Source organism: uncultured Gimesia sp. (assembly GCF_937910335.1).
Lineage (GTDB): Bacteria > Planctomycetota > Planctomycetia > Planctomycetales > Planctomycetaceae > Gimesia.
Genome location: NZ_CALEMX010000224.1, coordinates 1 through 20,984 on the forward strand (window position 1 = coordinate 1; position 20,984 = coordinate 20,984).

The 20,984-nt window shown below is 48.5% G+C and carries 16 protein-coding genes and 1 tRNA gene; 4 read left to right on the forward strand and 13 right to left on the reverse strand.

From position 1 onward, the window contains the following. A partial coding sequence (locus Q0668_RS08585) for a DUF3604 domain-containing protein (protein ID WP_298862897.1) occupies positions 1-1,912 on the forward strand: 1,912 nt, incomplete at its 5' end. Here Q0668_RS08585 and Q0668_RS08590 read toward each other — a convergent pair. Next, the gene (locus tag Q0668_RS08590) at positions 1,899-2,336 is read right to left on the reverse strand and encodes a hypothetical protein (RefSeq protein WP_298862900.1); all 438 of its coding nucleotides are present in this window, start codon (positions 2,334-2,336) and stop codon (positions 1,899-1,901) included. The genes Q0668_RS08585 and Q0668_RS08590 overlap by 14 nt on opposite strands. Before the next feature lie 257 nt (positions 2,337-2,593). Here Q0668_RS08590 and Q0668_RS08595 point away from each other — a divergent pair, with 257 nt between their 5' ends. Further along, positions 2,594-3,703 (forward strand): hypothetical protein, encoded by a 1,110-nt coding sequence (locus Q0668_RS08595; RefSeq protein ID WP_298862903.1) that lies wholly within the window; start codon positions 2,594-2,596, stop codon positions 3,701-3,703. A 6-nt stretch (positions 3,704-3,709) separates the two neighbouring features. Here Q0668_RS08595 and Q0668_RS08600 read toward each other — a convergent pair whose 3' ends face one another. The 4 genes from Q0668_RS08600 to thrS all read right to left on the reverse strand — a co-directional run bounded on the left by Q0668_RS08600 (position 3,710) and on the right by thrS (position 8,705). Then, on the reverse strand, positions 3,710-4,222 hold the full coding sequence (locus Q0668_RS08600) for a hypothetical protein (RefSeq protein ID WP_298862906.1): 513 nt from the start codon (positions 4,220-4,222) through the stop codon (positions 3,710-3,712). A 200-nt stretch (positions 4,223-4,422) separates the two neighbouring features. After that, positions 4,423-4,965 carry a mismatch-specific DNA-glycosylase gene (locus Q0668_RS08605; protein ID WP_298862909.1) on the reverse strand — a complete coding sequence of 181 codons (543 nt, stop codon included), beginning with the start codon at positions 4,963-4,965 and terminating at the stop codon, positions 4,423-4,425. A gap of 32 nt (positions 4,966-4,997) precedes the next feature. Then, positions 4,998-6,365 carry an aspartate aminotransferase family protein gene (locus Q0668_RS08610; protein WP_298862912.1) on the reverse strand — a complete coding sequence of 456 codons (1,368 nt, stop codon included), beginning with the start codon at positions 6,363-6,365 and terminating at the stop codon, positions 4,998-5,000. A 159-nt stretch (positions 6,366-6,524) separates the two neighbouring features. Beyond that, positions 6,525-8,705: a threonine--tRNA ligase gene (thrS, locus tag Q0668_RS08615; protein WP_298862915.1), complete on the reverse strand. Its 2,181-nt coding sequence runs from the start codon at positions 8,703-8,705 to the stop codon at positions 6,525-6,527. A 275-nt stretch (positions 8,706-8,980) separates the two neighbouring features. Here thrS and Q0668_RS08620 point away from each other — a divergent pair. Next, positions 8,981-9,054, forward strand: a tRNA-Val gene (locus tag Q0668_RS08620). A gap of 369 nt (positions 9,055-9,423) precedes the next feature. On the opposite strand, the gene Q0668_RS08625 is transcribed toward Q0668_RS08620, so the two are convergent. Then, on the reverse strand, positions 9,424-10,164 hold the full coding sequence (locus Q0668_RS08625) for a hypothetical protein (RefSeq protein ID WP_298862918.1): 741 nt from the start codon (positions 10,162-10,164) through the stop codon (positions 9,424-9,426). A 1-nt stretch (position 10,165) separates the two neighbouring features. Beyond that, positions 10,166-11,269, reverse strand: coding sequence for a nucleotidyltransferase domain-containing protein (locus Q0668_RS08630; protein WP_298862921.1), 1,104 nt, complete (start codon positions 11,267-11,269; stop codon positions 10,166-10,168). A gap of 506 nt (positions 11,270-11,775) precedes the next feature. Here Q0668_RS08630 and Q0668_RS08635 point away from each other — a divergent pair. Beyond that, complete coding sequence (locus Q0668_RS08635; RefSeq protein WP_298862924.1) at positions 11,776-12,201, forward strand: hypothetical protein; 426 nt, start codon at positions 11,776-11,778, stop codon at positions 12,199-12,201. A 47-nt stretch (positions 12,202-12,248) separates the two neighbouring features. Here Q0668_RS08635 and Q0668_RS08640 read toward each other — a convergent pair whose 3' ends face one another. From Q0668_RS08640 to Q0668_RS08665, 6 genes are all read right to left on the reverse strand, one after another. Then, a complete protein-coding gene (locus Q0668_RS08640) occupies positions 12,249-12,509 on the reverse strand; it encodes a hypothetical protein (protein WP_298862927.1) in 261 nt (86 codons plus the stop codon). Between the two features lie 12 nt (positions 12,510-12,521). After that, positions 12,522-12,989, reverse strand: coding sequence for a hypothetical protein (locus Q0668_RS08645; RefSeq protein ID WP_298862930.1), 468 nt, complete (start codon positions 12,987-12,989; stop codon positions 12,522-12,524). A 137-nt stretch (positions 12,990-13,126) separates the two neighbouring features. Continuing rightward, the gene (locus Q0668_RS08650) at positions 13,127-15,001 is read right to left on the reverse strand and encodes a DUF4838 domain-containing protein (RefSeq protein WP_298862933.1); all 1,875 of its coding nucleotides are present in this window, start codon (positions 14,999-15,001) and stop codon (positions 13,127-13,129) included. Between the two features lie 256 nt (positions 15,002-15,257). After that, the gene (locus tag Q0668_RS08655) at positions 15,258-16,388 is read right to left on the reverse strand and encodes a hypothetical protein (protein ID WP_298862936.1); all 1,131 of its coding nucleotides are present in this window, start codon (positions 16,386-16,388) and stop codon (positions 15,258-15,260) included. Positions 16,389-16,442: 54 nt separating this feature from the next. Next, positions 16,443-19,025, reverse strand: a complete 2,583-nt coding sequence (locus Q0668_RS08660) for a DUF4838 domain-containing protein (RefSeq protein ID WP_298862938.1) — start codon at positions 19,023-19,025, stop codon at positions 16,443-16,445. A 65-nt stretch (positions 19,026-19,090) separates the two neighbouring features. After that, positions 19,091-20,905 (reverse strand): hypothetical protein, encoded by a 1,815-nt coding sequence (locus Q0668_RS08665; RefSeq protein ID WP_298862941.1) that lies wholly within the window; start codon positions 20,903-20,905, stop codon positions 19,091-19,093. Positions 20,906-20,984 lie beyond the last annotated feature (79 nt).

A 20,984-nucleotide genomic window follows, 5' to 3' on the forward strand; every position in this document is an offset into this window, starting at 1 on the left:
TGGCGCAAATCGCATGCCAAAGCGAAGGAAGTCATCTGGGAAATGCGGGTTTGAAAGACGAAACGCCTTTCGGCCTGCGATCGCCGTTGATTATTCGAGCGACGTCAACCAACCTGCCAAGGTGTGGGTGGCCTGGGATCAATACAAGCAGAAACGATACAACGTCGTCGGGCGAAGCGTCTCACGGGAACTCGGTCCGATTGAATCGATCTCACCCGATGAAATGCATGCTTTACAACCTACAATTCTTTCAACAAAGCAGGGCCTGTTCGTCGCCTGGTTGCAAAAGCAGGATGTGATTGGCGGCCCGGGCGTGATCAGTCAGTGGCATACGCTGCACGTCGCAAAACGGGATCCGCAAGGCTGGAACCAGATCACAGACGCCGAGGGCAACAATGTCGCGGCAGAATTAACTCAAGGTTTAGTAGCACAGATTGATCCCAAGCCGGTCGCCACCAGCGGCTATCTGGGCCGACGGACCACGCCGATGTTACTCGCCGAGGGTGAAAATTTCTGGTTAATGTGGGAACGGAAATCCGATCATCGCGGCTCGACGGCCAAACCACGCGGAGATCTGGTAGGCCGGCGAATTCAACAGAACATACTGCAGCCGCCGACTGTGCTGTTGCAGGGAAAAGTTGAATACCATCTGGCACACCCCGAACAGGCAACAGACGGTAAGTTTGCTCTGTTAGCTTCGAATGTCTTCGGCGGCGGGCGACGCGTCTATCATCGTCTCGTCGGAGATCTCAGTCAGCAGACTCCATTCAAGCAGGAGCAATGGACAGGTTGGCAGCCGACCGAACTTCCGATTCAGGAAGAAGTGAAACCGCGACGAGAAATTCATGTGGGCGACAAAACATTCAAGCTCTTCTGGGCGGACATGCATTGTCACAATAATCTCTCATCAGATGCAGAGGGAGAACCCGATGAACTCAATCACTATGCCCGTGATAAAGCCGCCCTGGATGTCGTCGTGTTTACGAATAACGATTTTTATATCGTGCCGCTGACACAATACGAATATGAACTGGGGAACTTCTTCGCCAACGCGTTTACGGAACAGAAAAAGTTCCTTTCGCTGCCCGGTTACGAATGGACGTCCCGCATCCCCGGCGTCAGCACCGCGAAAGACTCCGATCCCGGCAACTGGACGCATCCTTACAAAAATCGTTCGTTCCCTAATCACCGCAGCGTTGTTTATCCGCCCGCAGGCGGTCCCGTGATTCGGTTTGTAGAAGTCGAAAATGATATCGCTCGCTTGAATTACGAAGTCCAGAAAACGGGCGGCATCACATTAACCCAGCACCCCGCCTTCAAACCATCGGGGCATGAGGTGGAAGTCGGCATGGAATTGACGTCCGGCTGGAGCAATTACATTCAGAGCGTGCCCCAGCTGTTTCACGGCATCCTCAATCGCGGCGGCAACATGGCGTTCGTCGCGTGTGGCGATTCCCATCGTCGCGCACCCGGTTTGAGTGGCGCCCTGACAGGCATCTACGCCGAAGAGCTAACTGCGGAAGCCATTTTCGACGCCTTGAAAAAACGCCGTTGCTTTGCCACGAACGGTTCACAGTTCTTTATCGACGCCCGCGCCAATGACGCCTTGATGGGCGAAGAAATCGATTCACAAGACGGCACTGTCAATTTGTCGTTAAAGGCAATCGGAACACGACCCATCGTTTCAGCTGCGTTAATTCACAACGGCAAAGAGATCAAAACAGTCAAAGGCAGCGAAACCAAAGAGTTCAAAGTCACTCATCGCCTGAAAAACTTACCCGCAGGCAGACACTGGTTCTACTGGCGAATCGTGCAATCAAAAGACGCCCCCGTTCTCCCCGGAAACCTGATGGCAGCCCACGGCCACCTCGCCTGGTCCACGCCACATTATGTGAATGTCACTGGTAAGTAGAGTGAGTTAAGGCAGCGTAACGGAGTTGATCCTTTATTTCTCTTCTTCCAAATGTTTCGGGAAGATACCTGCCAAAAAATGGCCATTCTGGATGATAACCCAGACACCAGAAAAAATAGAACCGCCTGCAATGATAATCAAAAACCTCTTCATTCTTTGTATCAACTTCAAAGCTCACGACGAAAGGTAAAGGTGCCCAAGGATCAGAAATTTGTTCCCATCTAGTACTCTTGTCAACACTTTTTCGATCTACGAAAACAGTAACACTTTCTGGTAATCCTTCCCGCTCAAGTTGGACATAATCTCGATGGACCTGTTTGGTTCCCCAAAAGATGGTCAGCAGCCAGAAGACAGCCAAAGTCCCACCAAGAGCGAGATAAAGACGTCGCCGTTTATATTTCTTGCCCTCTTTCTGGGAATTCATGAAATTCGACCTCATCTCTCAGTTCAATGAAAACGAACGATTCAGAACTTACGGTCTTCTCTATCAGGTCTTCAGCTATTATAGCATGGCAGCCGCAGCAATACCTCATGCAAAATTGCTATCATCACAGCAAATCCAATCTGTTATACTCTATCAAACATAATTTTCCATAATGATATAAGAGAATCGGGTGCCACTGTCGGCTGGTCCGACAGTGCTGACAGTAAATGCGTCCTTTAACAAAATCAGCATAAAAAATGAAACATTCCATTCCCCTTTATATCTTTTGTTTTCTACTACTTCTGATGGTCTCAGGAACTCATCACTTACAGGCACAGGTACAGTTCCCCAAAAACTCGAAACCAAAAGGCGCACCGATCAAAACGTCGGTCTCGGTCACACTGTTGACCGAAACCACCAGCTCGGCGTTGTATGCTCAACAATGGGGGCGGATCTTTCGGGATCTGAAAATCTCCGTGCGAACGCGGCGATCTGTCCTGGACGATAAACCCAGCGTCGAGCAGAATGTAAGAGGCACGTTTCGGGAAGTCCGCCTGGTGGGTGTCCTGGACCGAAATGGAGAGATTCATTTCCCCGGTCATCGATTCGCACGCCGGGATCTGGGGAAACTCAAAGAGTGGCTGAACGAACTCAAAACCTATGGTGCCCAGGGATCGCCCGAAAGCAAACCGGTCTGGGGTCTCTCAGAAAAACAGTTTAAAACGGTGTTTGAAGCACTGGCTGAGCCAGCGCCCGCGAATGTACAAGGGCTGACGCTCAAAGCAGCTATCACGAAACTGGACTTACCGCAGACACTGTCCGTAAGATTTGATGTCGATGCCGAAAAACGACTCGCTTCAGATTCTCAAATGACAGTCAAACCTGATCTGAAAAAGCTGGCGAAAGGTACCGTACTGGCAATTGCGTTGAAACAGTATGGCCTGGCCTTTCATCCTTCACGAACGCCGTCCGGCTCGCTGGAACTGGCTGTCTCTCCCTGGGAATCGAAAACCGCTCCGTGGCCCATCGGCTGGGACCTGAAAAACTCGCGCCAGAAAACAGCGCCACGCTACTTTCAATTGATTCCCGTCGAATTAACCAACGTTCCCTTAAGAGACGTATTACTGGCAGCGTCGAAGGCTTCCGGGATTCCGATGATTACAGACGAGTACGAAATTAAAAAGAAGAACGTCGATCTGGACAAAATCATGGTCACCATTCCCAACAAGCGAACCACTTGGGGAATTCTGATCGGTAACGCCATCGGACGAGACGGACTAACGCGTAAGCTGGTAATCGATGAACGCGGGCAGCCCTTTATCTGGATCACTGTCTTCAAGCCGCGTCTCAGTCCCGTTACGCGATAGTAATCATCAAGGCGCGGGCGGCGGAATGGGGGGGGCCAATGGTTGTGAAGAGACACCCGGTGTCGGCGGCGCGCCCGGCGGGGGAGGAATGAATTCCACACCAGACGGGTTTCGTTTTCGATAAGGCTTTAGCTTCATTTGAGGACCGACTTGCATGCTTCCGTTGGGAATGACCGTCGGTTGGATGTTTCCCTCTATCGCGCTGACATTCATCACGTTTTCATTGGGAACCTGATACGGCTGATCGCCGCCCCATAGATCAGGACGTTCATATCGGACATCTTTTCCGGGAGTCACACCGTATTGCCAGTGGAAAAACGCAACCTGACGTGCCCTATACGGGAAATGATCATGCTTTTCGAAGAAGAGGGCCGGCGCTCTGAGTGTGTTGTAATCAAACCACATGCTGCTCAGTGAGAAATGTTCTCGAAACACCATACAGCCCTGCTGACTGAGCGTTGCGGCGCAGAACAGTAACAGTAAAATTCGATGCTGATTGAAAATCCGTTTTCGGTGCATGAGCAGAACCTGCAAGAGTCGTTGATAACATCCATTTCCGGATCAAACAGAAAAGCTGACAATGATTGCGCAGCTTCTCTGATCGGATCTCTACTTTCATCGTCGAGAGAAAAGGCTGGGATTGAATCATTTCTCACTGAATGGAATCAGGCTTGGGAATTGATTCCGGTTTCGTAAAACAGGTAGAATAGGAAGAGTTTTCATCGCCACATTTGCGCAAAGATTTTCCCCAGCGCGGGCAATTGATAGTGTGCATTCAGACCACTGGGATTGGGCAGCACCCAGACCTCAGCCTCACCAAGCGTACGTTCTTGCAGGCCGAGCATAGCCTGTTTTTCCTGAAACGCACTTCGATAGGAGGTGATTCCCAGAAAAACCACTTTTTGTGGCCGGAACTTCAGCACCTTTCGCTTCAAAATTTCAGCACCCTCATAGAGTTCTGCTTTCGACAAATCGTCAGCCCGCTTGGACGCGCGGCTTACAATATTCGTCAACCCACCTCCCTGTTTGAGCAGCAGATGATCTTCGAAGGGGGAATATAACCGTTTGGTAATACCGGCGAGAGACAGGGCAGGCCAGAATCGGTTTCCCGGACGCGCGAAATGATGCCCCACCGCCGCCGAATACAAACCGGGATTCGTGCCTACGAACAGCGCCTTCAATCCGGTTTTGATTAAATCGGGTAACAGCTTGTCCGTCGCTTGCGCAACTTCGATTGCAGTCGGCTTCCAGATTTCTTCCACGACGCACAATCTCCAGTTTGCGGCTGCGCTTCTCAATCGATAAATCCATCAGCGCGAAGGGCATCCATGGCACGCTCGAAGGCTTTGACTGTAAAATTGATATCCTCGTCGGTGTGAGCAGCCGTCGTCATGGCGCCCCAGCCAAACCAGTCAACACCATTCAGTAACAGTGCACAACGAAACGCATGACCCAACCGGGCATCATGCTTGCGGTCCAAACGATCAAAATCATTTTGATAAGGCACGAACGAATCATCAGTCGGTCGCGGCCCCTCGTATCCGGGGAAGACTTTGATTATGGAAAACTGGCCATAGACGACCCAATCCACATTTTTACGCGTGAGAACTTCATTCAAACCCTGACGCAGTTTCGCACCACTTTCATTCGCTTTTCGACAAGGCGCTCCAGTGGCAACCTGCTTCAATACGGAAATTCCCGCTGCCGCCGAAAGGGGGTTCGCGTTGTAAGTGCCGGGATGTTTCATCTTCTGACCAAACGGGTTATCAAAGGCAATCGCCTGCATCAGATCGGCGCGACCCGCCAGGCAGCCGCCCGGCAATCCACCCGCGACAATTTTTGCCAGCGATGTCAAATCTGGCACAATGCCACAGACTTCCTGCATACCGCCCGGAGCAACGCGAAAACCGCTGATGACTTCATCCATAATCAGCAGTACGCCCTTGTCGGCGGTCAACTTTCTTAGTCCCTGCAGGAACCCTTCATTTAAAGGCACCACACCCCAGCGACTACCCGTCGCTTCGACAATAATACAGGCAGGGTCATGCGCGTCGATCGCCCGTTCCACCAGTTCCAGATCGTTAGGGCGAATGATAATCAATTCATCAGAAACACCTTCGGTTACGCCGGGCATGGCGTAGGTTTCGTCATCGTGCGGAGGTTCTGCCGCCTGTGCCAGCAGATCGTGCCAGCCATGAAAGTGACCTGCGAACTTCATGACCTTCGTTTTACCGGTGGCAATGCGGGCTACACGCAACGCCATCATCGTCGCTTCGGTGCCACTGCTGGTGAAACGTAACATCTCACAGGAAGGTACCAGTTGACGAACGAGTTCGCCCCACTCCAGTTCCAGTTCATGACAGGCACCGAAATGTGTGCCTTTCGCAACCTGATCTTGAACCGCTTTGACCATTTCGGGATGACTGTGACCCAGAATCAGCGCACCGTGGCCGCTCCAGTAATCAATAATATCATTGCCATCCACGTCATATTTATGACCACCCAATGCATGGTCGACGTAAATCGGAAACGGCTTCATATACCGGCCATCGTGTGTCACCCCGCTGGGAAACAGGCTGCACGCACGCTGATACATTTGCGAAGAAGTCGGGAACTTTGCGAAAAAGTCGGCTTCAATCTGTTGTCCCACTGCCTGGCTCATAGTGTTTTACTCACAAATAGATGTAAGGAATCGTTCTGATGTATCATCAGATGTTGTTGCTGCCCATTGGATTCATTTTAGAAAGCAAAATGAAACTGACTACTGTAATTTATATCGGAACGTGGACCAAATATCAAAGAGTTCGGAGCTGGAACAATCTTAATACTCGTTCGATGCCTCAGTCTGCCCTTCAATGCCGGAAAAAGAACTTTCCGCCACTTGACGCACAAGCCGTTCCTCGGCTTCCTGTTTCAGTTTGGCAATCGCGTCAGCCAATGGCATTGGACCCAGATCACCGTCGATTCGATCGCGCACGGCAACCGCAGTCTGCTCGGCTTCTTTCGGACCAACAATGAACATATACGGAATCAATTCCAGTTGGGCATCGCGGATCTTCGCGTTGACTTTCGAACTCCGTGTATCAACTGAAATCCGGAAACCGTTCTTTCGCAGTTCGGCAGCCACTTCGTTCGCGTAATCGAGCGTTTTATCACTGACGGGCAGCACACGGATTTGCTCCGGTGCCAACCACAGTGGAAACGCGCCCGCGAAATGTTCGATCAACATACCGGTGAAACGTTCCATCGAGCCAAATGGGGCACGGTGAATCATCACCGGGCGGTGTGGCTGATTGTCGGAGCCAGTATATTCAAGTTTGAAGCGTTCGGGCAGGTTGTAATCCAGTTGCACGGTTCCCAATTGCCATTCACGGCCAATACAATCCGAAACCATAAAGTCAGCCTTAGGTCCGTAGAACGCGGCTTCCCCTTCACATTCGCTGAAGGGCATGCCAGAATCCGAGAGCACTTTTCGCAAGCTGTTTTCCGCTCGTTCCCAGTTTTCTTCACTGCCGACATATTTATCACTGCCGGGCTCGCGGAGAGAAAGTTGCACGCGGAAATTATCCAGACCCACCGCAGCCAGAATGAATTTTACCAGATCCAATGTGATACGGAATTCCTCTTCCACCTGCTCGGGAGTGCAGAAAATGTGTGCATCATCCTGAGTCAAACCGCGCACACGCAGCATGCCGTTCAATTCCCCGGTTTGTTCATGACGATAAACGGTTCCAAATTCCGCCAGCCGCACAGGCAAATCCCGATAGCTGCGCGGCATCGCTTTATACATCTCTGCATGATGCGGACAGTTCATCGGCTTCAGTAAATAACGTTCGTTTTTATGTTCCCAGGCTTTCAGGATTTCAATTTTTTCTTCCCGGCTCGCACCCGGTGGAAATTCAAAATCGCAGTTCATGACCCGTGATGACTTGAAGAAGATCTCCTCATCCTCAGCCGACAGACTCTCTTCCTCCAGCTTTCGAACCCAGAAATCAACCAGTTGCCCTGCATCATGGCTGAACAGTGGCGCAAATTGCGAATCGCGATAATAGGGGAAGTGGCCACTGGTTTCATACAGCTCCACGCGTCCGATATGGGGTGAATAAACGGGCTGATAGCCGAGCCGTGTCAGTTCGACCTTGATGAAGTCTTCAAGTACCGCGCGGATGGTGGCCCCTTTCGGCAGCCAGAGACAGAGCCCCTGTCCCACTTCCGGATTGATCTGAAACAGCCCCAGTTTTTTCCCCAGCACACGATGATCGCGGCGCTTGGCTTCCTCAATCTGTTCCAGATATTTTTTCAAATCCTTTTTACTGAAGAAGGCAGTTCCATACAGACGCTGAAGTGGTTTACTACCGGTGTCTCCCTTCCAGTAGGAACCGGCAATCGAGAGTAGTTTGAACGCTTTGACTTTTCCCGCATTCGGAATATGAGGACCACGACAGAGATCGACAAATTCGCCCTGACGATAAAAGCTCAGCTGCCCATGGTCGGCCAGACCTGTTTCGATATGCTCGGCTTTCGAATGCTGATCCATTTCATTCACAAACGAAACCGCTTCGGACCGGTCGAGAGAGAACCGTTCGAAGGGTTCTTCTTCTTTGATGATCTTTTTCATTTCCTCTTCGATTTTGGGGAAATCATCTTCGCTGATGGTATGTTCGAGTCCAAAATCGTAATAGAAGCCATGCGGCAGCGTCGGGCCAAACGCCAGTTGAATGCCCGGCCAGAGACGCATTACCGCCCGCGCCATAATATGGGCACATGAGTGGCGCATCACGCCAAGCGCTTCGGCATCGCGGTCGGTCAGCAGGCGGAGTGAGAGTTCGGACGAGCCCGAAATTTCTTTCATCGGGCGGAACGCATCACATACGGTTCCATCCACTTCTGCGGCGACCACCGCATTGGCCAGCCGCTCACCGATTGATTGGGCTACATCGATTGCAGTGCTGTTTTCGGAGTATTCCTTGACGGTTCCATCGGGGAGTTTGACTTGAATCATCTGAGTATCTGAACTTCATCTAAAGTCGGAACCACCACAGTCGCCGTTACAAAGGGCTCACCGCTCGGGCAGTTCGAAGGAGGTAGCGTCTTTATATTCGACAAGATATGTCTGCGTCAATGTTCGCTCGAAAGCGGGATATTCGCAGGAAACCATTCAAATTGGTATGATCGGTCAGACAGGACCAGAGATTCCAGCATTCGGCTGTTTTTTTGACAGATTTCAGTCTGGAACTTGACGATATACCAAACGATACGTAACCTTTTTAAACCTCAGGACGATTAGCTCAGTTGGTTAGAGCGCCACGTTGACATCGTGGAGGTCACCGGTTCGAATCCAGTATCGTCCACTTCTAAGCCCTGTCTCAGTAACGAGATAGGGCTTTTTGATTGGCTGGGGTTGAGGAGACAGAAAAGAACAGCCGGATGAAGCGACAACTGAAAACACGTATCTTTCTTGCTACGTAGAGAGGTCACTCAACTTTAAGGTACAGCTCGGGCTGTGAATTGCTTCGATTGTGGTTAAATAATTTTAAAGTGTTGTCGTTCGTTGTTTTCGATTTCGCTACATCATTTTGTTCATCTGTCAGAACACAAGAAAAATGATGGATGTTCTTAAGGACCATCTTTTTGGGTTTCGAAAGTGTTGTAATCGATTTATTTTTATATATGCTACGTTTGACAACTCAGCCCAAATCTTGACAACAACCCAATTGTTATCAGTTACGAATTTGATGATTCTGGGGTTCTTCTTCAGTGTCTAAGTGGACCAATTCAAACACTTTTTTGGCTAACGAAATTTCCTCGACCACCTCATCTTGCTCCACAGGGGTCTCGAGTATGATGGGAATCGAGTTATCTATCCAATGAGCAACTCGCTGATATGCTAGAATACTCTCGTAATTCAGTCGTTCATGTTGACTTTGAGAGTTGACATAACTCATATGAACCTGTCGCAGACGGCCATGGAACTCTCGTAGCATAGTTTCTGCTTCTAGCATTGTCGGATCAATCTGCCGGGCGTGGCCAATATCAAAACAAAAAGTTGCTTCTGGCAACTGGTCGAAAAACGGCTTTAGTTGTGCGGCTGTACGACCAGTAGCTTTTCGTTTGTCCATATTCTCGATGCAGACGGCTCTACCTAATGTTTTCCATAATTCAAAATTTTCAATGGCATCAGGGTGCACAATAATTGCCCATCCAAGATCAGCTACTTTTTTTAATTTGGAAACAATCGCCTCTTCAGATAGCTTTTCTCGCTTACTTGGGGCATGGAATGCAATATATTCAAATATACTTAACTCATTCTGAAGCTTATCAATTAATCTCAAAAGGGGGACAAGTTCCTGTTCACGCAGTGCTGAGAGTTCAATCGCGTTTGTTTTTGTGTGCGTAGCTATGTCAATTCCTCGACGCACATCATTCAGTGCAACACTACCTGTCGAAAATCCAATTTTCATATTAGAACACTCCATATTCACAAGTAAACTCCCTCAAAGGAGACTCTTCTTTAAAACATATATTCTGTAATACAATTTGCAGTTGATGGCTGATTTCCCGGCACGCCAAAAAAATTTCATCCTGATAAACGGTTTCCTGATTCAGTTCTTCTAAATGTTGACGCAGGGACTCATCGTTCATGGTTGCAAGAAACTTCTCGTAAATATCAAGAATTTTCAGGCAATCTTCATCACGTCCCATATTTTGTAGTGTCCACACAATAATATTCAGCGGGGTCGAATGTACATAGTTCAACAAGTGCTCTTGCAGCTTTAGTATATAGCCCTCAGGGGCGACATCATGATTCAGTGATTCATTTTTAAAGCAGCTGAAAACAGTGAGCATACCAGCCACAAATAGTAGCTTACGTGACGTTCTCAACTTAATATTCCTGAGCGCCCATTTTCTGCCTGCCTGTTCCCAATCCTTATAGGCAAAGTCTACACACATCGTTCTCCAAAAGCGAACAATGTCATTCAGTAGAAATCTGGGAATGCGAGATTCTTCATTTGCCTGTGGATGAAAATTTGAATCCCCCTTGAGATAGCGATATAAGATTTGTCTAACGGTACGTTCGCAAGGCCCATCGCCACCTGCTTCCAGACCTCGCAACGATGTTGCTTCCAGCAGCAGTAATATTCGCTGTGTCATGTTACGATTTGTATCATCCTGACCTCCGATATGATGGACAATCTCATGGCTGAAAGCCATGTTCCCAAAGATGCCTTCACCTCCAGGAGGATTTAGTCGCTTTCCTTTGAACTCCAATTCATCAAGAGTTAGACCAATTTCCCTGGCGTTACTTCTGTGGTCGATATTTGCCTGTCCGTCAATAAGCAAAGTCCAGTCCACATCACTACCAGTCGTCCATTCTTGACGAGCGAGAGAACCAAATACAACAATGTCTACATCTTCTGATGGGAATTTTCGCAGTTTCTCAAAAAGAAATAGCTGAGCTTCAATAGCATCTCTTCGTGCAGTAATAATGTTTTTCCATCGTCCAACACTATTTTTATCGAGTTGATCAATATAATCTTTACTCGGGATTATGGTATTATCAGGCACAATTGAATCCTGTTACGTAAACATAGTTATCATTAAAAACAAAAAGTTCTTACTCTGATAATAATAGTCTGGTTACCTGTTGCAAAAAATATTGTGATCTTGGATGGTAGCCGATGTTGGTGATTTATTCTGCATTCTTACAACTACTACGAAATAAGAATTTCAAATCAATTAGAGGATATGAGTACAATAACTTCTTTCCTACAATTATCTCTCCAATCATAATAACATCCTCATGCTCAAGACTAAGTTATCTATTGAGAAATACAGATTCACCTTAAATCTATCAATTATTTATATTCCGAAAAGTATAAAACAATTGAAAAGAGCTTATATCAAATATGTTAGAACGTTGACATCGAGGAAGTCACCGTTCGGATCCAGTGTAGTCCGCTTTTAAGCCCTTTTTCAGTAATGAAATAGGGGTTTTTGTTATACCTGATTTCAGTTTCGGAAAAATTTGACCTTGAGAGACTGAAAAGAACAACCTGCTGGAGAGGGTTACCATGACGATTTCCGTTCAGTGTGACGAATGTTTCCAAAGCTACAAAGTGCGCGATGATCGAGCCGGCCAGACGCTCAAATGCAAATCGTGTGGCGCCAAAATACGAGTCCCTGCCGCGGATGACGAAATCGAAGATCTCAACGAAGACTACGAACCACCCGGCGCCACCACGCGAAAAAAAAAGAAACCCGCTCCCGCCAAAAAGAAAAAGAAGACCAAAAAGTCAATCAGCATCAGTCCCGGAAAGGTCGTGAAAAGAACTTTTGGCGTCCTTTCATTGGTAATCGGTGGATTGATGGTAGCGGGGGCTATTTATATGTTGTTTGCCGGAGAGGCACCCGATGGCAAAAAAGCCAGACCTGTCTACGCGTTTCTTGTGGCATCCGGTTTTCTGGGAGTCGGTAAAAAGTGGCTGACTGAGGATTGACGACATCTGTTAAACCTGATTTCTGATCGAGCAATCGCAGGAAATTGTCAGACGATGATTTTCTTATAATATTCATCTGCAGCTTGTTCTATAACAGAGAAGTCCAATTCCGGGACAACGGACTCTCGAAACAGGTTCGCCATTTCAACCGATAGGGTAAAATCAAAGCGGCCGATCATTTCCTGACCTTCATCGTCCCATGTCTCATAGAATCGCAAATACCAAGATGTATCCGGCGGTGCGATTCCTACATGAACATACTCATCACCCTGCATTGTACACATAAGAGCATGAGGTGTATTGATCAAGGAAAAAAATCTCTAACACCCGATAATCATTTTAGATGACCTACTGATTTTGCCGTCTTCATCCCACGCTTCAAGGGACCAGTCGTTGATAATATAGTGTTCTCTGTCTTTGGCGTTGGTGGGAGTCAATCGTTTCAAGTCATTCGAAGGAATCACTTGTTGAACGTACTTGCTTCGATTCTTCAGGTTATGAATGAGCTGATATTTTTTACCTTGTTTCCAAAGCTCAATCGAATACACGATATCACTTCTGGGGACCCATCTATTTAACAGCTCACCTTTCAGTTGATTTGTCTCAGATTGATGCGTTGCACATTTACTCGCATCTGCTCTTGTTACCTCAGGAGTCCCATCTTTTAATTCGAGTGTCCCTGCATCGTTATCAAGACTGAAAATGAATCCGAGACTCGCAACAACGAAAAAACAAAACGAGACATTTTTAAATTCACGATTGTGTTTCTTAGAATTCAGGTTCGTCATGGTTTTTCACTCCCGATGAGTATAAATTGAAGGCACCACTACAGGCTAAGCCGAGTGAGACGAAATAGCAAGCAAAATTGAGATCGCTTTATGGTCGCCCACCATTTCGAAATTCACTCATGTCCCATCTCGCTCAACTATTTCTTCGCATCCTTCAAATACACGGTCTTCTCGCCACCCCATTGATCAATATAAATCGGCGCGTTGTGAGGTTTGCCTTTTTCTCCGCCGCTTAAGGCCAGGGATGTCGTATGTGCCTGCATGAACTTTTCGAATTCTTTATCAGTGCGATAAAACGTGGACTGCTCCGGTTTCTTGATCAAAGCCGCTTGTCGCATGTGAAAATGTAACTGGATCAAATTATCGCCGAACATCTCCAGTCGTTTTTGTTGCGGGATCGTTTCAGTTTTTGCTTTTGCTTGCAGATAGAGTTGTTCGATCTGTGCGAACACAGGCACATACATCCGGCGGATTTTGTCGGCGTTGATTTCATACTGATCACCCCGATAGCCCAGTGGTTCCTGCAGCTTGTATGCTTTCATTCTTTCATCCAGCAGATCATAAACCTGTTCCATTGCCGGCCAGCCCGGACCATAAGCGCGACGCAGCCATTCCTGTATCAGTGCATCTACGTCAATATCGGCGTTCCACATTTGCTCGCTCAAAACATAATTCGTCAGCGCACCATAACCCCATCCACTCTGTCCTACCATGATCGCACCCCGGACCTTCTGGCGTTTGAGAGTCGGAAGTTCCAGTTTGAGTATTTCACGCGCAGGGGGCAGGGGGGCCCCGTTATACGAACGCATCCAGGTTGAGTAATTGTGATAGACAAAATTGTTGGTAATCGCCGTCCAGCCTTTGACCACATCAACAAATTCGCGCTGATAGGTGGGCTTATAGAGGCCATAGCCGTAATAGTTGAGAGGCGCCCAGACCAGCGATAAATTCTCTGAGATCGGCATCGGCTCTTTCGGCGGGTACATGTAATTGTAATACACCAGCGCGCCCACCAGCCGATCCGGGTGCGCTTTGTGAACTTTTTGAGCGACCTGATGATAGAATTGCAATAACAGCCGCGTATTCGACCTCTTCCCATGCGGATCGTCGGTCACAAGTTGACTGCACTTTTCACAACTGCAAAACGCACCGCCATCGGAAGCGGAAATCGAAGCCGACTTTTGCCACGACCGTTTGTGGAGACTTTCGATCACCCCTTTCGCAAACAGATCAACCAGTTCCGGGTTCGTGGTGCAGAGTTTATAATTTCGTCCGACAGGTAGAGTCCGTTTGCCACGCACCAGTGCCATGTATTCCGGATGCGCCTGCAGCGCTTTCACCGAAACATATTCATCCCAGGAATGTCCCGATCCAGTTTTGCGACCTTCAGCAACCGGCGGAATTTTTCGGCGTAACATCCATTCCTTTACCAGAGGCCGTTTGTCTTGCACATATTCCAATAGACGATCAGGGAAATCGGGCTGCTGGATTTCATTCCAGTCTGAGATCAGTAGTTCTTTCTTTGCAGGAATGTCTTCGCCCCATTCACCGGGCATCAACCAGCGCACTCCAACTTCGCGCTCCAGGAATTCATAGACTCCAAACAAAGTCCCTCTACTTTTATAACCACGCCAGATAAATTCTTTTTCGTGAGTATCACGGCCTGTGATATAAATATTGCCATCTTTTGTGAGAATCTGAAAACCATCTGCTGGTAGTTTCGAAACATGAAGTCCCGCGTCCAGAGACGCTGCATTCTCACCGATGCAGAGCATGGGAGCAGCAGGTTCTGTTTGAATCTTCAACGTAACGCCGGTAGAGCTGGCAATAATCCGTTGCAACTCTTTCGTTGCCAGTTTGACAGAGTCAGGTACTTCCGGAGCATGATAGATCACATAAGCGGATTTACCCTGAGTCACGAGCGGAAGCGGTTTCTGATCGATGGCACGCAGGGGGAGTTGAGAGCAAGTCAACAATACTGCAATCAGTGAAACAACAAGGCGTAAATTCATTTCTGTTTCCTGTAGAGAGAAATCGCTATTTAACGAACAATTTAATCCAGCGGAGAGTTCCGGTCAATCAACGCTTGATTGCTTTGACACAACTTGTCTGATAACCGTTCGATTAACAAGGATTTCGGTGCTAAGTCGATTAGTACATAATGATTCTCACAGTGAGAATGTTGGTCAAATCTAGCCTGCAAGGAGACCGAGACATCATTGAGATATCTACGAATTACAAATTAAAATGTGCCAGGGAGTCATCGCTTCATTTACAAATTTGAGACCATTTTGCTTTCAGCGCATCCGGATCAAGATCAGCCCTCCAATGTTGGTTCCAATTGATACCAGTTTCGGTCCGACTTTCAGACTGCAGGCCGAGATTCAGCGGCTCATAGATCGGGCTGGCGATCAGATCGACCGGCGCTTGTCCCTCTGCAAGTGCCTGCAATGTGACGCTGATTGTGACAGATTGCCAACGGCTGGTATGTTTTTTCTTGAGCTGCTCTTGCAGAAAAGTAGCATGGTTTAGCACCGTTTCCACAGCAGCCGGATCCTGCGTCCGCGCCAGTGCCAGCAATGCAACGAGCCGCTGCTGGTCGGCCTTTTCTCCTTCAGCCGAATTCAGTAATTCCATCAGCGTCGGAACGGCCCGTTCCTGTGCGCACTCGGCATACAGACAACAGACTGCCGTTTCCCATTTACCATAGAAATCCTCATCGAATGTAATGTGTTTTTCAATCGTTCGCTTCAGTGCAGCTTCGGCCTTATCGCCACCAATCTGTCTGAGGCAATATGCGATCTGCGCGATTCGGAAGGAATTGATATACTCTTTGTCTAAATCCTGTTTCAACGCAGCACTCAAAGGAGCGACGACTTCCGGCCCACGTTTGGTCAGTTGCGATATCTGGTATTGAATAGTTCCGGGGTAATGCGGCCCGATCTTGCCTAGCGAATCAATCAGTCCCGGCGTCGAATTTGCTTGTGTGGTTGTGATAGAGATGGAAATAAAAGCAACCGTCAATGTAAGGGCATTCACGCCGAACGGGATCAGGTTTTCCCGCAGCCACTCGTCTTTAATCGTCAGAAACTGAAAAACTCTAAACAGCAGATAAAAAAACCAGCAAATCACAACAGGCAGATCCAAAGGAATCATCGTTACGGCGCTGAAAATAATTACAGGAATCCCCAGGTACAGAAATCGTTTGATTCCTTTGGGAACAGGCCTCCCGGTGAAAAATGAGACTACAACCCAAACAAGAAAAATGACGATGAGAGATCCGAGAAAGGGAAAGTTTACTTTCATCACGCTCTGCACGCAGCCCATACATGCTTCAGCCGTGTGGGGAAGCAGGATGAATAACAGAAATAGAATGATGTATTCCAGAAGTCTTTTCATCGGCTCAGTTTTTCATGACGGAAAACTCTTCCAGGGGATTGAGGTTGAGAAATATTAATCACGGTCAGCTTCGATCACTTCCCGCGGGAGCAATAATTCTTTTGCATTCCGCGCGAAATAGGGAGGCACAGTCAGCAGGCGAATTGCCCCGGATGCGTGATTTACCTTCCATAGTTTTCCATCGCTTCCTGCAGGAACTGGCAAGCTGTAGAATCCCGCCTTTCGATTCTGTAACGTAAACTGCTCCTGGCCTTCCGGATCAAGTATGCTTCCGGTTCCTCCTCCATGTAAGCCGATGCGTTTGGTTCCTTCAGGGACATAAAAATAAAGTGACCAGCGACCTGAAGTAGCTATGGGTTGTTCCAAGCTGGATCTCATCACCATGGTCCTGTTTTGTTTCCATTGTACGCTCGTGCGATCGCCACCATCAGAAACAGTAATGCGATACATGCCCGGTTCCTGTATTGCCAGCCGCACAGTTCGTGGTTTCCCATCGGGGGGAACAGATTGATCTTTGGTGATGAATGTTTCTCGGTCCCCTGTCTGGCTGGCGCCACCGATTTTCCAAACTTCGATCTTTACATTACCACGGTCACGGTAATGGGCAATCAATCCGCCGGTGATTTGCAGTTCAACCGGAGTTGAAGGTGTCGAAACATACGTGTGAAAAGTTTGCGTCCCGCGACCACTGGAAAGGATTCCCGGTTTCACTTCCGCAAGGTTGAGTGAATTCACTGGCACCAGATCTTCACTGAAAGTAACTGGTTTAAAATCGAGTTCCGTCAAAGGATAGGCGGCAATTCCTGCTTTCAGAAAATCCTGCAATTCACTCTTCGAAAAGGGGGTACTCTCTTTCCAGGCGTTCTTTGCTTCGGGTACTGTCCAACGTGCATTTTCGGGAATACTCACACTTTTATCACGATTCACAGCGTCACGATAAACGGCTTTACTGTGTACGAGCATCGATTCACGCATGCGATAGGCGTGCCGAATCATTTGCTCGAATGCCTTTTGCCTCGGTTCACCTTTTGCTTGTCGATACTGCTCATAGAGATCCACGTAACGACAATACAGAGTCAGATCATCCAGTCGTACGTGAACTTCAGGCGACTTTGCCAGTTGTTTTGCTGCGGCCAAAGCTCGAAACATGCGACCGTACTGATCACTGACTACCAGATGAGAATGCGATCCATCAAGTTGCCTGTAGAATTCCGCCATGTGAGATTTGGCTTTGCCAAAACAGAGCTTCAAAAATTCGTCAGTCAACTTGTCGGTTTGTTGAATTTCGTCAAGGTTCCACATCATACGGGAGGCCAGGAAATACCCTAATCCATTTGGACCCCAGTTGTCGCTCGATTCAGCGGTTAGATATTGAGCACCCTGTTTGTGGAATTTGGGAAGCGTCCTTTTAAGATACTCAATGTTGCTCCCGCGCGCTTTGCCCGGCAGGTCATTATCCCAGGGATAAACGCTGTAATATTCACGGATACCAATTTTTGCCCCCTGTGTAGACCAGCCTGTGATAATTTCATCAAGAGTATAACCTCCTCGCAGGAAACCGGTCGCTACGCTGATGATCACATTCGGGTGTACCTTGCCAGTGGGGGGAGGCGAATGGTAGGCATAGGCATACATGCCGACATACTTCTGACGCATTTTGCCATCTGATTGCGGTTTGTTAACTGCATCCGCGACACGATTCGCCAGGAATAAAGCACGATCACTGATACTACCCATTTTCTGACAGGCTTCACATTCACACCAGCCACCGCCATCACTGGGATCGAGTGAAATACTGTCCGCATCCTCATTCTCTTCAAAGTAACGGAGCGCCGATTGCTCGATCAGTTCCTGTACCTGGAGATTGCTGGTACAGAGTTTGGCATAGGGGCTAATTTTGCGACTGCCTTTTACTAACGCATAGAATTCCGGATGGGTATCAAAGGCGGCCTGATTACTGCGAATGAAACCACCATAGGAGTGCCCGGTTTTTAATACCATGCCCGATGTCGCACGGTTGCGGGCACACCATCGCTGATAGGGCGCTTTCGCATAGTCCCAGGGACCATACCCATACCAGATCATCCGGTTCTGATAATCCGGTGATTCTGTGACATTAATATTGACCTTCAAATGATTCTGGCGTGGAATGACCTCCCAATGCGGTCCGGGAAAGTACTGTCGATATCCGACACGGTAAAGAAAATCCCAAACGGCATGCTCAACTGCCAGTTCTGTCATGCCGAGCAAGTAAACACCGTCTGCATGGGAGCGAATGAGATACTTCTCGCGTTCTTTAATTTGTGGGTTACTCCATTCGCTTTGATTGACGGCTCGTTGTTCCGGGAAATCAGAAACCAGACCAACAGTCAGGCCCTGTAAGCCGTTTCCGGTTTCGACCGAAAAGGGGGCGTTACTGATCTTCGTAAGGTAATGGGCAAGATCTTTGGCTGCTGTTTGCGTTCGTTCAGAAGCCTGTTTCGAGACCACTACCGAAACCCTGGCTTTGCCAGCTTGCGCGATCTGACAGGGAGCCAGTTCAAGTTCCGTTCCGAGAAGAGAACAGGGCAAGCAGGCCAGGCAGAGAAAGGGAATCAATTGCAGCTGAGAGCGTATGACATTCAAATAATGAATCATGGGAGAAAATGACCCTTTACAAATCGGCGTTCCATTTAAAGCGACTGTTTTCGTGCTGTGATAAATTATTTATCCGGATCGATTTCCGAGCTGAGTGCAGTGCCGATGCCCGTTCTTCCGTAACCGTTGCCACAGTAAAACATACGCAGGCGATTGTTTTCACGAATGATGGATGGATACTCGACCATCTGACTGTCCCATCCACTCTTAGATGGTTCGAGCTGCAGATTCTCACCATACAACGCACCGCGCGTCCAGAAAATGCCGTCATCCGATTCGGCGTAGCAGATACAATAATAACCCCATCGCGAACCGATGGCCGAATACCACATCTGAAACGTGCCATCCTCTCGTTGCAACACAACCGGCCCCGCAACGCCCACATTTTCATAATCACGATTCGGATCGCGCTGCAAAATCGTGCCCCGTTTTTTCCAATGGATACCATCATCGGAAACCGCCAGGCAGATTGTTTTCTGCTGGTTGAGTAAATGTGGCTTGCCAATCGTAGGGCAACCCGTGTAATAAAATCGCCATTCGGAAACTCCGTCAGCGCGCGTTACCTGTATCACCGAGCCCCCAGCGATACCAATCGCATCCGGGCTACCGGCCTCACCACTGGGTGCCAGCACTGGTGTTTCCGCATGACGCTTCCAGTTTTGACCATCGTCGCTGATTGCCAGGCCGATGCCGGGAAAGGCACTCAAGCCGGAACCTTTGCCACAGTTCCCCGTGTAGTAAAGATGCAGTCGATCGGATTTTGTCTGAACCACGTGCGGTAATACACACCAGCGCGCATCGAAGGAGCCTGGCTTACCGACATCCAACATCGGACCTTGTCGGCTCCATTGATTCAGATCATCAATGGCAGCCGTCGCCAAACCGATCCGATGTACCGAGCGGTCATCGCCACCGGCATAAAAGAGTCGGTACTGATTTTCGTTCCGTATCACCCAGGCATTCATGCAGCGTGTTGAATCGAAATTCCCGGCGGAGCGGGGTGGCAGGATCGGATTATTTTGATCACGGTCCCATTTAATATGAGATCGCAACTTTGCATATTCTTTCGAATGCGTGAGCCGCATCTTGATGACTTGTTTTTGTTGGCGATGAATGCCGTACAGCGTGCCGATATCACTCTGGTCCCACGCGATACCCTGACCGGCGAGCGGCGCTGACAGCGTTTCCACATGTTCCAGAGTTCCGTCTGTTTCAGGAATCCGCAAGACATAGAGCTCACCCCGGTCATGGCCCGTTGTGTAGAGCAGCCCATTCGGCCCCCACGCACCGCCGGAATTGCTGTTGGGTAAAAACCGTTTTAGCACGGTATCGGGAAACGTCCAGGTTCTCTCCGGTTTCCAATCGTCACTATAACGAACGAGATAGGTCTTGCGCACATTTTCCAACTCGCCGTAAAACGCAAAGGCGATCCACCATTTTCCCTGCCGTCGATCTATCCAGTTGATGGCGCCTTTGGTCTCGGGGAATTTGAGCGTTTCCAGATGTTTCAGTTGTTTCGCATCGAAAACCTCCACCGTGTTCTTGAGCGGTTTTTGAGGCCAATTCGAATGTGCACAATACAGCTTGCCTGCAATCACCACACCACTATTCAGGTGGCGAATATGTGAGTCTTTCGGCCCCGTCCATGTTTCGAGCAACTTGCCATCCGATTTTTGAAAACGGGAAATTTCACGACTGGATATGGCGAAGAACGAAGTCTCATCAACGGCAACCCCCTGATGCGCTGTCTTCGCCGAATGGCGTTCAAGCTCACGAAACCCACGTTGCGACGGTTCGCCTGCGATTCCCCATGGAACAAAGCAGAGCAGCACAAAAAACAAAAGCCAGAGACCAGAGAATTGGCTGTGATTTCTTTTCATATCAATCTCGTGTAATCATGGTTTTGAATTCAGTTTCGAGTAGGTCATTATATCTTGCCCGAAAGGTGAAGTCTAACAG